Origin of the sequence: Maribacter sp. TH_r10 (assembly GCF_033101095.1) — a bacterium.
Taxonomy (GTDB): Bacteria; Bacteroidota; Bacteroidia; order Flavobacteriales; family Flavobacteriaceae; genus Maribacter_A; species Maribacter_A luteus.
The window spans coordinates 458577-473342 of the sequence record NZ_JAWMPY010000002.1 but is presented as its reverse complement, the minus strand read 5'-3'; the positions used below and the strand labels follow the sequence as shown (position 1 = coordinate 473342).

Here is a 14766-nt window from a genome sequence, read left to right as displayed (position 1 = left end):
TGGTAAATTCGACCTTATGAATAAATTTATAGTCCAATGAATTTCCTGGCACATATATACCTTTCTTTCGGTGATGATGAAATTGCGATAGGCAACTTCATTGCAGACAGTATTCGTGGCAATAAAATAGACCACCTACCAGATCGCATACAAAAAGGGGTTATCCTACACCGGGAAATAGACACTTACACCGACTCGCACAGTATCCCTAAAATCAGTAGTAAGCGATTGCACAAGAACTACAGTCATTATAGCCGGGTCATCGTTGACATTTATTATGACCATTTTTTAGCAAAGAATTGGAAAAACTATTCGGACACCCCCTTAAAAATTTTCGTGAATGATTTTTACGACCTTTTAGAAAACAATTACACCATATTACCTAATGGCGTACAACGGATGATGCCCTATATGATCAGTGACAATTGGCTCTATAATTATTCTAAAATGGAAGGAATAGACAGGGTTCTGAACGGCATGAACCGCAGAACAAAAAATAAATCAAAAATGAATTTCGCTATTTTGGACCTTGAAGAACATTACACGGATTTTGAAAGGGAATTCACAGATTTTTTTAATGAACTAATCACCTTTTCAAAACATAAATATAAATCACTATAACCTAATTTTCAGTTATCAACCATGATTAATGTGAAGCTTTACTTTAGATTTTACCTTTTACTTCCCTTCCTAATTATCCTAATAAATTGCAAAGAACAACCGGCCAAACCTACCGGAGTGGTAACCAACAAAGCCATGGTAGTAACCGCCCGCGAAGAAGCATCGGCCATTGGCGCAGAAATACTAAAAAAAGGAGGCAATGCCTTTGATGCTATGGTAGCTACCGAAATGGCCTTGGTCGTCGCCTATCCGTTTGCAGGGAATCTCGGCGGTGGTGGATTTATGGTTTACCGTAAAAGCAATGGGGATTCGGGCGCTATTGATTATAGGGAAAAAGCCCCTTTATCGGCACACAAGGACATGTATTTGGACTCTCTAAGCAATGTTATTCCAGGAAAAAGCACCGTTGGGGCAACTGCAGTAGGGGTACCCGGTACGATTGCCGGAATTTTTGAAGTTCATGAAAAGTTCGGGAGCTTACCCATAAAAGACATACTTGAACCTGTTATAGCCTTGGCCGAAAAGGGAGTTGTCGTAACCGAAAAACAAGAAGCACGCTTAGAAAAATACAGAGAACAGATACTTGAAGTAAATGGAGATAAAACATTGTTTTTCAATACATGTAAAAAGGGAGACACTTTAAAATATTCAGCACTGGCAAACACCCTTAAACGTATTGCAGAAAATGGTCGTGATGAATTTTATAAAGGGGAAACAGCTCAGAAGCTTACTTCATTTATCCAAGAAAAAGGGGGTTATGTCACAATGGCAGACTTGGCCAAATATAAAGCGGAATGGCGCCAGCCTATCACGTTCAATTACAAGGATTTGACTATCATTTCCATGAGTCCACCAAGTAGTGGTGGCGTTACCATGAACCAGATTTTTAAAATGATAGAACCTTATCAAATCTCGGAATTCGGCCATAATTCCACCGAAACCATCCAATTATTTACCGAAGCAAGTCGTAGGGCCTATGCCGATCGCAATTATTTTCTAGGAGACCCAGACTTTGTAGATATACCTTTAGATGTGCTTTTAAGCAAGAATTACCTTGAAGAAAGAATGCAAGATTTTACTTTCGATAAGGCTACCTTATCTTCTGATATAGAAAGAGGTAAAGTTCAAACATATGAGAGTTCAGAGACCACACATTATTCCATAGTGGACGAAGAAGGCAATGCCGTTTCGGTAACCACGACCCTTAATGGCGCATATGGCTCCAAATTGTATTGCGACGAATTGGGTTTTTTCCTGAACAACGAAATGGATGATTTTAGCTCTAAGCCCGGGGTTCCCAATATGTTCGGCCTTATAGGAGCGGAAGCAAACAGTATTGCGGCCGAAAAAAGAATGTTGAGTTCCATGACCCCGACCATTGTTGAAAAAGACGGAAAGCTATGGATGGTAGTAGGCAGTCCTGGGGGCTCAACTATAATAACAGCAGTAGCACAAACCATTCTAAACACCTACGAATTTAAAATGAGCATGCAGGAAGCGGTCAATGCGCCTAGGTTCCACCATCAATGGTTACCCGATTATATAATTTTTGAAACTGAAGGATTTTCAAAGAATGTCAAAGAAGAATTAAAATCCAAAGGATATATTATAAATGAAGGCAGAACACCTATTTTAGGAAAGGTAGATGCCATCCGGGTCTTACCTGACGGAAGATTGGAAGGAGGAGCGGATAAACGCGGTGACGACACAGCAGTTGGCTTTTAAATAGTATGCCTTTAAATTAAAGAACCCCAAAAATGTTTAGAAAATCAATTAAAATACTAATCGGTCTAGTTGCCTTACTCTCAATAGCATCTATAATTACCTATCTTATCTATAACGAACCCTTACCAAAGGGTCAGGCCGGCCCTGAAGCCGATGCTTTAGCACAGAAGATGTTAACCGCGATCAACAATGAAGCTTATAAAAACACCCGGTATCTGGAATGGGGTTTTCGTAACGGTGAACATACTTATAAATGGGACAAGGCTTTGGGTAAGGTCAAAGTATCATGGGACGATATAATGGTCGACCTAAACCTGAGCCAAACCGAAAAAAGTAGGGTATACGATAAAGGTGAAATCATATCAGAAACGCAAGAACGGGACAAAACTATTAAAAAGGCCATAGATTTATTCAACAATGACTCCTTTTGGTTGGTAGCTCCGTTCAAGGTCTTTGATAAAGGAGTTGAACGCCGTATCGTGCCTATGGATGATGGCGCAAAAGCGCTTCTGATTACTTACACATCTGGCGGAAGCACTCCTGGAGACTCTTACTTATGGGAACTACAACCCAATGGTTTCCCCATAAGTTTCAAACTATGGGTAAAAATCATTCCTATCGGAGGACTAAAAGCCACTTGGGACGACTGGCAATTGTCCGAAAGTGGTGCATTTTTACCCAAAACCCATAGTCTAGGCCCAATTAAATTGGATATGGGTAATGTAAAAGCTTATAATCAGGATTAATATTCCTTGGTTTGTTAGTTTTAGAGTATTCACATCTTTATTTTTATAACTCTTTAGCCAATCCATAAAGCTAATGCCGGAAAAAAAGAAATTCGGAACGTTTGCTGGGGTATTTACCCCATCGGTCTTAACGATTTTAGGCGTGATCATGTATATGCGTCTTGGCTGGGTCGTAGGCAATGCCGGACTCTTGGGCACAATAGGTATTATCATAATTTCCCATGTTATAGCGGTTACTACAGGATTGAGTGTTTCTTCCGTTGCAACCGATAAGAAGATAGGTGCCGGCGGAATTTATTATGTATTGTCCCGAAGCATGGGCATTCCAATTGGTGGTTCTATTGGTATTGCCCTATATGTTGGTACCGCTTTTTCCATTGCATTATACCTCATTGGATTCTCTGAAAGTTTCAACTCTTATTTCGGATACGGAATGACGGTAAACGATTATCGCATTACCGGTACTATAGCTTTGGTAGCCTTGACCATTTTAGCTTTGATAAGCACATCAGTTGCTTTAAAAGCCCAATTTTTCATTTTGGCCGCCATTGCCCTATCCTTGGTTTCCGTTTTTTTGGGAACCAATGAATTCGCCCCTCAGACTGTACCTTTATTTTCGACTGAAGACGCAGTTCCTTTAGAAGTCGTATTTGCAATATTCTTTCCGGCTGTTACAGGGTTTACAGCGGGTATTGCCATGAGCGGCGATCTAAAAGATTCCAAAAAATCGATTCCGATAGGCACCTTGGCCGCTATCGGGACAGGATTAACGGTTTATATTCTATTGGCCGTTTTCATTGCCTTTACGGTTGATCCGGAGTTACTAAAGTCTGATTATAATATCCTAATGAAAATTGCACTTTTCGCACCTGCAGTTGTCGCAGGAATTTGGGGCGCTACGCTATCTTCCGCTTTAGGTGGGATATTAGGTGGTCCACGCATTTTACAGGCCATGTCAATGGACAAAGTGACCCCTAAAATATTCGGCAAGGGAAAAGGTGAAAACAACGAGCCGGTAAATGCCCTTTTATTGGTTTTCATCATTGCCGAATCTGGCATTCTTATAGGGAAGCTGGATGTTATCGCCAGAGTGGTTTCCATGTTCTACCTCACGGCTTACGGATTCATAAACATATCTTATTTTCTGGAAAGTTGGGCAAATCCCGACTTTCAACCTTCCTTCAAAATAAAACGTTGGATCGGCCTTCTTGGTTTTATTGCTTGTTTTTTGGTCATGTTCAAACTCGATATGATTGCCATGATGGTAGCCCTAGGCGTAATCACTGCCTTATATTTTGCACTACAACGCAAAGAGGTGAAAGTGCAATCCAATGATGTATGGCGTAGTGTTTGGGAGAACGTTGTCAATAAAGGACTAAAAAAGATTGATGACAAAGACGATGAAAACACGAACTGGAACCCCAACATTATTCTCTTTAGCGGTAAAAGTGACCACCAGAAATACCTCCTGGAGCTCGGGAAAACCGTATCGGGAAGAACAGGCATCGTAACCAACTTTAAACTGATCCTTGACAAAAACAATGACACACCATTACGAAAAGTGGAGCAAACGGTCAGGGATGAAAATTTTAAGGAACTTGGTATTTTTGCAAGACAGATCAAGGTGGACAATATCTATTCTGGAATAACCAATATCGCCTCTACCTTTGGATTTTCAGGGGTTGAACCCAATACCATAATGATGGGATGGCCCAAAGGATTGGAAAATTCGAAAGAATATTCCAGAATGACGGAAACCCTATTACATCTGGATTACAACCTCTTGTATTTGGATTTTGACCGAAAATCGAAATTCGGGGATTACAAATCGGTCGATTTTTGGTGGCGTGAAACCGACAGTAAAAATGCTGAAATGATGCTGAACATTGCCCGGTTCATAATAGCCTCCCCAAGATGGGACAATCCGGATATCCGGGTCCTTTTCGTTAACAACAACAATGTATCCGTTGAACTTATTCACGATAAAATAGCAAAATTAGTGGAAGACCTACGTGTTAATGTGCAAATAAAGATCATCAACAATGCCGTGGAACAAAAGCCATTTTATGACATCATTGCCGAAGAGTCCGGCCAAACCAACCTAACCTTAGTCGGCATTCCCGATTATAAAATTGAAAAGCAGGCCGAGTTCGTTATGAAGACCAATCATTTGTTCCAAACAATAGGCTCTACCCTACTCGTTAAGGCAGCCCATAATTTCAATGAGCTGGATTTGGATTTAATCCAAAATGAATTGAACACGGTTGATGAATAGTTTTTCTGTTTGAAGGGTTATTCTATTATTTCACAATTAGAAAGCTCCTCAATTATCATTATTTTTAAACTAATAAAACATTCCGCAATGACATTCAGTATATTACAAAAAGAAGAAATAACCCCTGAAATCAGCAAACAGATAAGTGAGCTGTTCAATGTATTGAATGCCGAAATCAGTCAATGGGATATTGACCAGGTCTTATCACAAGGCAATGAATTTATCCTTGCATGTTCATGGGAGAATGATGAGTTGATAGGAATGGCCTCGTTGGCCACATATAAGGTCATCTCCGGTTATAAAGGTATGGTTGAAGATGTTGTGGTTTCACCCGAACAACGAGGTAAGGGAATTGGCCGAAAATTAATGGAATTACTCATCAAAGAAGGACAAAAACTGCATCTATCCGAAATACTACTTTTCAGTGGTCACCATAGAAAACCCGCAATAGCACTATATACGAGTTTGGGTTTTAATTTAAAGAACAGTGGGCTCTACACCCTTAAACTATAAATTAATTATTCCCTTGATTGAATTGACTTTTCAATTCTTCCATAGACTCCTGCAACTGCCTTAAAAGTCCTTTTTCCGTTGTCGCATCTATTCCAAAGGTAATTTTACTGTTAACCTGCCAAATTTCCTGAATCTGATGCGGTTCTATCTCGTAGGGTGGATAGGTTTCGTTCAAGGATATTAAAATGATATTGGTGGAAGTGGGGGCTTTTTCAATTTTTTTAACCAAGACCGAATCCTGCAAAACGATCACATATATTTTATTAGGACTAACATCGGAAATATCCTCAACAGCTTTTGCCAACACCCATTCCCCAGGTTTAAGGTTGGGCAACATACTATCACCTTCAACTTGAAAACCGCGATATGTGGCATTCCGGAATTCTGGAAGCGGTATATCAAACGCCGGCAACTGTTTATACCAACTGGTATCTTGAATGTTCTGTGGGTAACCAGCGGCAGCTTTGGCATTGACCAGCACCATATTTTCGTTATCGGATGAATTAACGGTCACCACTTTAGGAATAACACTTGTATTAGACGGCTCTAAATACTGCTTATCACTTTCTGCAAATAACCATAAGGGATTAATTTTAAATTGCCTTAAAAGTTCGGCAACCACTTTGCCAGATAATTTGGTCCTACCCCTTTCAATATCCGCCGTGGTATTGCTAACACCCAAAACCTTGGCGAATTCGGCCTGGGTAAAGCCCAAAGCCCTACGAACTTCGGTAAACCGCTTCAATGTAAGTTCATTTTCCATACCCAAAGATACATAATTTGGAATATATCCAAAATATTTCTGGATTATTTCCATAATTAGGTATTATTCCATATTTTTGGATTATATACTAATTGAGGGATGGAAAAAAACATAATACAGGACAGTCTTAGCTTTTTTGCCTTTGTAGGCACAATGGATGTCCTTTCCGGTAATAAGATGGTAAATCCAGAGTTAACACCAACAATCACGAGGCGTAGAAAAAAAATCAAAAAAGGTGCTGACAAGAATGGATATATAAGTAAGAGCGTTCAACTAAGTTTATTTTAAGGAATATGGAGAATTCTAGGGTATTGATTTATGATGGGAGTTTCAATGGTTTCCTGACCGCAATTCATTTTGCACTGGAAAACAACATTGACGTTCTAAGTTTTCAAAAAACCAAATCTGGTCAAGAAGGACTTTTTTCAGACCAGCACACTATTTCAACTGTAAGGGAAAAAGCCCAAAATATGTGGTACAGCATTGAAAAGAAAAGTCACGCAGCAATCAGAAACATATACTTTGCCTTTTTGAGTGAGACCAACGGTATTGAATTTATGTTATATCAATATATAAAGAAACTTTATGGAATACTCGATATTGAAACCTTGGAACAAACCGCTATTATCGAAGCGAAAATAAAGAAACTGTCATTACAGGTAAATCGTGAAAAATCCTATATTGAAAATTCCCTGGTTTTTAAGACTACGGACAGTTCTGTCTACATGACCGAGTTAGAACCCGGTTTCAATATAATACCATTGATCTCACGGCACTTTAGATATAAATACCCAAAGCACGCATGGATCATTTATGATAACAAGCGCAAATACGGCGTATATTATAATGGTATTTCCCTTGAAATGGTTTCGGAGCATACCAAAAACAATTACCTAAAAGTGAAAAAGGTATTAAAACCTTACCAAGAAAACAGTTATCGAATGGCCATGTAAATAACTTATAGACTATTTTGTCCTTTCTCCGACGAAATGATCACTCTTATTCTGAAAGAGCACATTAAATGTCGTGAGGCTACCGTAAATCCGGGTAATATATTGTTGTAAATCAACCTTTTCTTGATCATCTAAATTTTTACTTGCATTGATTTTCTGTTCCATGACCCGAACCCTATCACGTACCATTACGATTTTATGGAAAAACGTGTCTATGGGCATTTCCTTATCGGACAAATTTGACTCCCCCGGCCTTAGCACCAACGAACCACCTTTCCACTTACTCGCCAATGCCGTTGCATTGCCGGTATCACTCCACCTTCTTAATATGGATATAAGACTAAGCTCCACATCTGAAAAACTTACCGTATCAACCTCGTCGTATACTGCTTCAATAACCTCGAATTGCGAATCTATTTCAATGGTCTCCAAACCTCCATCGATAAAAGTTACCCAATATTGTTCCGAAGTAAGATTGGTCACTACGCCTTTTCCGAAATCCGGATGATCGATCCGGGAACCTATTCCTAATAATTTCATAAATCGAATACTTTATTTTTAACCAAAATTAACTTTCAGAATCCATAAATCAAAACTAGGGCAACTTCCTTTTTAAGGGTCAAAACCCTACCTTTGCAACTTTGCCGTGAAACAAATGACGAACTACGAGGAGAATATTGAGGTCAAAGGCGCCCGCGCCCATAACCTTAAAAACATTGATGTTACCATACCAAGGGAAAAATTGGTGGTAATCACTGGCCTATCGGGCAGTGGCAAGTCATCCCTTGCTTTTGATACGATTTATGCCGAAGGCCAACGTAGGTACATAGAGACTTTTTCGGCATATGCCCGTCAATTTTTGGGCGGCCTTGAACGTCCGGATGTTGATAAAATCGACGGACTATCACCTGTTATTGCCATTGAACAGAAAACCACATCTAAATCCCCGCGTTCAACGGTAGGTACGATCACCGAAATTTACGACTTTCTTAGACTGTTATTTGCTCGGGCCGGGGATGCATATAGTTACAATACCGGTGAAAAGATGGTCAGTTATAGTGACGAACAGATCAAAGAGCTCATCATAACCGATTATAAGGATAAAAAGATAAATGTACTTGCCCCGATCATAAAATCGAGAAAAGGGCATTACCGGGAATTGTTCGAACAAATAGCGAAACAGGGCTTTGTTAAAGTCCGGGTAGATGGCGAAATCAAGGATATTGTAAAAGGGATGAAGGTTGACCGTTACAAAACCCACGATATAGAAATCGTCATCGATCGCCTTAAGATTTCCGAAAATTCGGAATTGGATAAACGAATGACCGAAACCATCAATACCGCAATGTACAGTGGTAAAAATGTATTGATGATTTTGGAGGAAGGCAAAAAAGAACCAAGATACTTCAGTCGTGACCTTATGTGTCCGACCACTGGAATCTCCTATCCTACCCCCGAACCCAATACGTTTTCTTTCAATTCACCCAAGGGAATGTGCCCCAATTGCAATGGACTGGGACATGTGCATGAAGTTAACGAATCGAAGATCTTTCCGAACAAAAAACTTTCCATCCATGCTGGTGGAATCGCCCCATTGGGCCCTTATAAAAAATCTTGGGCCTTTAAACAGATTGAAACCATAGCAAAACGATATGGTTTTGAGCTGCAAGACCCTATTCATAAAATTCCAAGTGAAGCCATGGATATCCTTCTGAATGGCGGACAGGAAAGTTTCGATGTGGAGTCAAAGACCCTTGGTGTAAAACGTAACTACAAAATAGATTACGAAGGCATATCCAACTTCATCAAAAACCAATTCGAAGAATCCGATAGTACTTCGATAAAAAGATGGGCCAAGGAATACATGGACAAGATTACCTGTCCCACTTGCAACGGCTCAAGGCTTCGGCAAGAATCATTGAACTTTAAAATCGACGAGAAGAACATTGCTGAAATCTCTAATTTGGATATTGCTGAAGTTGCCACTTTCTTTGAAGGTTTAGAGGCCAAACTAACGGGGAACCAATTAAAGATTGCCGAAGAAATAATAAAAGAGATAAAAACTAGGATACGTTTTCTTTTGGATGTTGGGTTAGATTACCTTTCATTGAACCGTAGTTCCAAATCACTCTCCGGTGGGGAAGCACAACGTATACGTTTGGCCACGCAAATCGGTACTCAATTGGTAGGCGTACTTTATATTTTGGACGAACCCAGTATAGGCCTGCACCAGAGGGACAATAATCGGTTGATCAGTTCTTTGGAAGCACTTCGGGACATTGGAAACTCCATTATCGTGGTCGAACATGACCGGGATATGATCGAAAGGGCCGACCATGTCATTGATATTGGCCCAAAAGCCGGTTATCATGGGGGCGAAATCATTTCCGAAGGTACACCTGATGAATTAAAAAACCACCATACGTTAACCGCGGACTACATTACAGGGGCAAAGGAAATTTCAGTTCCGAAAAAGCGAAGAAAAGGGAACGGTAAAAAAATAACCCTTACCGGTTGTACGGGAAACAACCTTAAAAACGTATCAATTAGCATCCCCTTAGGGAAAATGATCGGGGTAACCGGAGTTTCAGGCAGCGGTAAATCAACCTTGATCAACGAGACCCTCTACCCTATCATGAATGCGCATTATTTTAATGGCGTTCGTAAACCCATGCCCTATAAATCAATAAAAGGGTTGGAGCATATCGACAAGGTAATCGACATCAACCAAAGTCCGATCGGACGCACCCCTAGATCCAATCCCGCTACATATACAGGTGTTTTCAGTGAAATTCGCTCCCTTTTCACCAAAACCCCTGAAGCCGCTATTCGGGGGTATAAACCAGGGCGATTCAGTTTCAATGTAAAAGGCGGAAGATGTGAAACTTGCCAAGGAGGTGGACTACGTGTAATAGAAATGAATTTTCTTCCCGACGTATATGTAGAATGTGAAACATGTAATGGTAAGCGTTTCAATAGGGAAACCTTGGAAATCAGGTATAAGGGAAAATCAATTTCCGATGTATTGGAAATGACCATAGATGATGCCGTGGAGTTTTTCGAAATGATTCCAAAAATCCATCGAAAATTAAAAACAATTCAAGATGTTGGCTTAGGATACATATCTTTAGGGCAACAGTCCACCACATTATCAGGTGGAGAGGCACAACGTATAAAATTGGCTACGGAACTTTCCAAACGGGATACGGGCAATACTTTTTATATCTTGGACGAACCTACAACAGGTCTTCACTTTGAAGATATTCGCGTACTTTTAGACGTTTTGAACAAATTGGTCGAAAAGGGCAATACAGTATTGGTCATAGAACACAACTTGGATGTGATTAAAGTAGTGGACCATATTATAGACATAGGATATGAAGGTGGTAGAGGTGGCGGTATGGTTGTTGCCGAAGGTACTCCTGAAGAGGTGTGTAAAAACAAAAAGAGTTATACGGCACAATTTTTAAGACCCGAATTGGGTTTTGATAAGCAGAAAGCATAATATTGATTAAAAAAGTAGTGGCAGTCATAACATGCTGCCCAAAAAGTTATAAAACAGAATGAGAAAAGAACAACATTTTAAAGGTTGGAATGAAATAAAAACCAACGATTCATGGGCCATATTCAAAATCATGGGAGAATTTGTAAGTGGTTTTGAAAAAATGAGTGAAATAGGACCTTGTGTCTCTATTTTCGGTTCTGCAAGGACAAAAGAGAACACAGAATATTACAATCTTTCCGTCAACGTGGCAAAGAGCATTGCCGAAGCCGGTTATGGAGTAATCACAGGCGGAGGCCCCGGTATCATGGAAGCTGGAAACCGCGGAGCATATTTGGCTGGCGGAACCTCCGTAGGGCTGAATATAGACCTACCATTTGAACAACATGACAACCCTTACATCGATAGTGACAAGAGTCTTGATTTTGACTATTTTTTTGTTAGAAAGGTAATGTTCGTTAAATATTCCCAAGGTTTTGTCGTAATGCCGGGCGGATTCGGTACTTTGGATGAACTCTTCGAAGCCATTACCCTGATACAGACCAATAAAATTGAAAAATTTCCCATTATATTAGTGGGCTCCAAATTCTGGGGCGGCCTTATTGATTGGATAAAAAATACCATGCTCAGTGCTGGGAACATCAGTCCAAAAGATATGGACCTTATAAAATTAGTTGATACAGAGGGTGAAGTGGTAGAAATTTTGGATTCTTTCTACAAAGGACGATCTTTAAGCCCGAATTTCTAAATCGAATATTTGAAAAAGAACGTATTTTTTAATTCCATTTTTGGTTTTCTTGCCTTTTTTACAGGCCTGCAAATTGCTCTTAGCCAGCACACGAACACTCTTTCTGTTCGGCTGAACGGGGAGACAAAGGAATTGAACATACAGCAAGAGTTCATTTATGTAAACTCTTCAAAATCCACTTTGGAGGAACTCTATTTCAATGATTGGGCCCACGCCTATTCTAACAAGAACACAGGACTTGCCAAAAGATTTGCCCAAGAGTTCAAAAAAAGCCTTCATTTGGCCAAAGACAATGAACGGGGCCGAACTACTATTCTCAGTGCCGTAGACGATGAGTACAGGGGTTTGCGCTGGGAACGAACAGCAGAAAAAGACCTGATAAAGATAACCCTGAACCAACCATTGCTCCCGGGAGAAAAGGTTCAATTGTTCATGACGTATACCGTGCAATTACCACCTGATAAATACACCCCATATGGCTACAATAACAGGGATGAATATTATCTTAAGGATTGGTATCTGTCACCAGCCGTATTTGATGGCAAATGGAACCTTTACTCCAATAAAAACCTTGAGGACCTATACACCGATATTACTAGGACAACGGTTAATTTCAGGTATCCTGGCAATCTTTTCCTAACCACGAATTACAGAAACCTCGGAACTTCGAATTTTCCAAACGGCAAACAGACCCAATTAGAATCCATTAAGCAAAAGAACTGCGAAATAATATTAAGTCCGTTTCAAAAATTCAAAACACACGTTACCCCATATATGACGGTGGTTACCGATTTACAATCACCTAAATACGACGATATATCACAAGGTATTTCAATAGACAAGGTATCTAAGTTCATTTTTGACAACCTTGGCAAATACCCTCATGCCCAATTACTGGTAAGTCAAAAAGATTATAATAAAAGCCCTTTATACGGCCTTAATCAACTCCCCTCTTTTATAAGACCTTATGAAGAGCAGTTTCAATTTGAAATGAAATTCTTGAAAACGGCATTGAATAAATTCTTAACGGAGACACTTTATCTAAACCCGAGAAAAGAACAGTGGCTCAAGGATGCCATTGCCAACTACTTGATCATAGAATATGTAGAGACATTTTACCCAGATCAAAAACTGTTGGGCAAATTATCCAATATATGGGGTATTCGAGGATTCAACATTGCGAAAATGGATTTTAATGAGCAATACCCGTTCCTGTATATGTTAACAGCTAGGAAAAACCTAGATCAAGCCCTTACAACCCCGAACGATTCCTTGATTAAATTCAACCAAAAGATCGCGAACAAATATAAAGCCGGAATGGGCCTTTCCTATTTAGCCGATTATATAGGTAAGGATAAAATAGATACAAGTATCAAAACCTATTTTAAACACTATTCCTTAAATTCGGCCAAGGTGCTGGATTTTGAATCTATTTTAAAGCGATCTGCCGATATAGATATTGATTGGTTCTTCAGGGATTACCTTTCAACGGATAAAAAGATCGATTTCAAAATAAAAAAAATCATCAAAACCGATGATTCCTTGAAGGTTACTTTAAAAAACAAAGAAGGCACCAATGTACCCATTTCGCTTTTCGGCATTAAAAAAGATTCAGTGGTTTCCAAATATTGGTTTACCGATATAGGATCCCAAAAGACCTTCACCATTCCTAGAGGGGAAGAAGATCGATTGGTACTGAATTATGACCATAAGATTCCCGAGTTCAATGAACGGGATAATTGGAAATCCTTAAAAGGCTTTTTATCAAGCAATAAAAAATTACAGTTCCGTTTCTTCAAAGATGCCGAAAACCCGTATTACAACCAGGTTTTTTATGTACCTGTCCTCAACTTCAATATTTATGACGGATGGTCTCCCGGAATGCGAATTTACAATAAGCCCTTTTTAGAGAAACCTTTTGTTTACGACTTTGCCCCTTCCTATGCAACAAAGGAAAAGTCTTTAGTTGGGTACGGAAAATTCAATTATCGTAAATACCTGAGCAAAAGTGGTCTATACGTTGCGAATTACGGTTTTAGGGGCTCAACATCTCACTATCAAGCAAATTCACGGTACACCACCATTACACCATCGATTGGTTTTGGTTGGCGTCCTGATGACTTAAGATCCAATAAAAGGGATTTCCTTAGTTTACGATATGTAAATGTCTTCCGCAGTTTGGATGATAATTTGGAAAATATTGAAACCGATCCCGATTACAGTGTTCTGAATGCCCGTTTTACACATAGGGACAACGGTATCATAGATTATCTTTCTTGGTTTGCAGATGCCCAGTACAGTAAAGATTTTAGCAAGTTGTCTTTTGAACTTGAATACCGAAAACTATTCGAAAACAATAGACAGTTCAATTTTAGGTTTTTCGCAGGTAAATTTCTACACAACACCATAGAACCCGGTTTAAAATTCTTTGATTTTGCCTTGGATCGGCCCAATGACTACCTTTTTGATTATAATTATTTAGGAAGATCAGAAGAGACAGGTATATACAGTCAACAGATCATTATCGCCGAAGGCGGTTTCAAATCTAAATTACAGAACCCTTTCGCCAATGATTGGATGGCCACAGTGAATACCAGTATCAATATTTGGCGCTGGGTTGAGTTTTACAGCGACTTCGGATTTATGAAAAGTAAGAACATCAAAGAGCGCATGGTCTATGACTCAGGGGTTCGTCTGAACCTTGTCACCGATTATTTTGAACTCTATTTCCCCTTATACTCAAATAATGGCTGGGAAGTTACACAGCCCAATTATGAGGAAAAAATCAGATTTATCGTAACCTTAAGCCCAAAGACCTTAACAGGCTTATTTACCCGAAAATGGTTCTAATCCCTTGCCATATTCCTAATATTCATCACATATTTTTTATAATTTATAAGCATTTTATTTATAATCGTGC

Annotated in this window: 11 protein-coding genes; 9 read left to right on the top strand and 2 right to left on the bottom strand. The window is 39.5% G+C overall.

What is annotated here, in order from left to right; all coding sequences use genetic code 11:
- The first annotated feature begins 36 nt into the window (after positions 1–36).
- The 5 genes from R3X28_RS07435 to R3X28_RS07415 all read left to right on the top strand — a co-directional run bounded on the left by R3X28_RS07435 (position 37) and on the right by R3X28_RS07415 (position 5880).
- On the top strand, positions 37–621 hold the full coding sequence (locus R3X28_RS07435; protein WP_317663695.1) for an acyl carrier protein phosphodiesterase: 585 nt from the start codon (positions 37–39) through the stop codon (positions 619–621).
- Between the two features lie 21 nt (positions 622–642).
- Positions 643–2346 carry a gamma-glutamyltransferase gene (ggt, locus tag R3X28_RS07430; protein WP_317663693.1) on the top strand — a complete coding sequence of 568 codons (1704 nt, stop codon included), beginning with the start codon at positions 643–645 and terminating at the stop codon, positions 2344–2346.
- Between the two features lie 32 nt (positions 2347–2378).
- Positions 2379–3092, top strand: a complete 714-nt coding sequence (locus R3X28_RS07425) for a hypothetical protein (RefSeq protein ID WP_317663691.1) — start codon at positions 2379–2381, stop codon at positions 3090–3092.
- A gap of 73 nt (positions 3093–3165) precedes the next feature.
- The gene (locus R3X28_RS07420; protein WP_317663689.1) at positions 3166–5367 is read left to right on the top strand and encodes an amino acid permease; all 2202 of its coding nucleotides are present in this window, start codon (positions 3166–3168) and stop codon (positions 5365–5367) included.
- Between the two features lie 87 nt (positions 5368–5454).
- Positions 5455–5880, top strand: a complete 426-nt coding sequence (locus R3X28_RS07415; RefSeq protein WP_154369241.1) for a GNAT family N-acetyltransferase — start codon at positions 5455–5457, stop codon at positions 5878–5880.
- A gap of 1 nt (position 5881) precedes the next feature.
- Here the strand turns inward: R3X28_RS07415 and R3X28_RS07410 are convergent, their stop codons facing one another.
- Positions 5882–6643, bottom strand: a complete 762-nt coding sequence (locus R3X28_RS07410; protein ID WP_154370055.1) for an XRE family transcriptional regulator — start codon at positions 6641–6643, stop codon at positions 5882–5884.
- Between the two features lie 293 nt (positions 6644–6936).
- Here R3X28_RS07410 and R3X28_RS07405 point away from each other — a divergent pair, with 293 nt between their 5' ends.
- Positions 6937–7596: a TIGR03915 family putative DNA repair protein gene (locus tag R3X28_RS07405; RefSeq protein ID WP_317663686.1), complete on the top strand. Its 660-nt coding sequence runs from the start codon at positions 6937–6939 to the stop codon at positions 7594–7596.
- A 12-nt stretch (positions 7597–7608) separates the two neighbouring features.
- Here the strand turns inward: R3X28_RS07405 and R3X28_RS07400 are convergent, their stop codons facing one another.
- Entirely contained in the window at positions 7609–8136 is a 528-nt protein-coding gene (locus tag R3X28_RS07400) for a hypothetical protein (RefSeq protein ID WP_317663684.1), read from the bottom strand.
- A 115-nt stretch (positions 8137–8251) separates the two neighbouring features.
- Here R3X28_RS07400 and uvrA point away from each other — a divergent pair, with 115 nt between their 5' ends.
- Genes uvrA through R3X28_RS07385 form a run of 3 tightly spaced genes read left to right on the top strand, consistent with a single transcriptional unit; the run spans position 8252 to position 14696 of the window.
- Positions 8252–11101, top strand: coding sequence for an excinuclease ABC subunit UvrA (gene uvrA, locus R3X28_RS07395; RefSeq protein WP_317663682.1), 2850 nt, complete (start codon positions 8252–8254; stop codon positions 11099–11101).
- A gap of 58 nt (positions 11102–11159) precedes the next feature.
- The gene (locus tag R3X28_RS07390; RefSeq protein ID WP_154369250.1) at positions 11160–11846 is read left to right on the top strand and encodes a TIGR00730 family Rossman fold protein; all 687 of its coding nucleotides are present in this window, start codon (positions 11160–11162) and stop codon (positions 11844–11846) included.
- 9 nt (positions 11847–11855) lie between these two features.
- On the top strand, positions 11856–14696 hold the full coding sequence (locus R3X28_RS07385) for a metalloprotease (RefSeq protein WP_411556599.1): 2841 nt from the start codon (positions 11856–11858) through the stop codon (positions 14694–14696).
- Positions 14697–14766: the final 70 nt, after the last annotated feature.

Excerpts from the sequence above, each read along its gene's own strand:
- R3X28_RS07435 (WP_317663695.1), top strand. The coding sequence starts at position 37 with ATGAATTTCCTGGCACATATATACCTTTCTTTCGGTGATGATGAAATT.
- R3X28_RS07415 (WP_154369241.1), top strand. The coding sequence starts at position 5,455 with ATGACATTCAGTATATTACAAAAAGAAGAAATAACCCCTGAAATCAGC.
- R3X28_RS07425 (WP_317663691.1), top strand. The coding sequence starts at position 2,379 with ATGTTTAGAAAATCAATTAAAATACTAATCGGTCTAGTTGCCTTACTC.
- uvrA (WP_317663682.1), top strand. The coding sequence starts at position 8,252 with ATGACGAACTACGAGGAGAATATTGAGGTCAAAGGCGCCCGCGCCCAT.
- R3X28_RS07405 (WP_317663686.1), top strand. The coding sequence starts at position 6,937 with ATGGAGAATTCTAGGGTATTGATTTATGATGGGAGTTTCAATGGTTTC.
- R3X28_RS07420 (WP_317663689.1), top strand. The coding sequence starts at position 3,166 with ATGCCGGAAAAAAAGAAATTCGGAACGTTTGCTGGGGTATTTACCCCA.
- ggt (WP_317663693.1), top strand. The coding sequence starts at position 643 with ATGATTAATGTGAAGCTTTACTTTAGATTTTACCTTTTACTTCCCTTC.
- R3X28_RS07390 (WP_154369250.1), top strand. The coding sequence starts at position 11,160 with ATGAGAAAAGAACAACATTTTAAAGGTTGGAATGAAATAAAAACCAAC.
- R3X28_RS07410 (WP_154370055.1), bottom strand. The coding sequence starts at position 6,643 with ATGGAAAATGAACTTACATTGAAGCGGTTTACCGAAGTTCGTAGGGCT.
- R3X28_RS07400 (WP_317663684.1), bottom strand. The coding sequence starts at position 8,136 with ATGAAATTATTAGGAATAGGTTCCCGGATCGATCATCCGGATTTCGGA.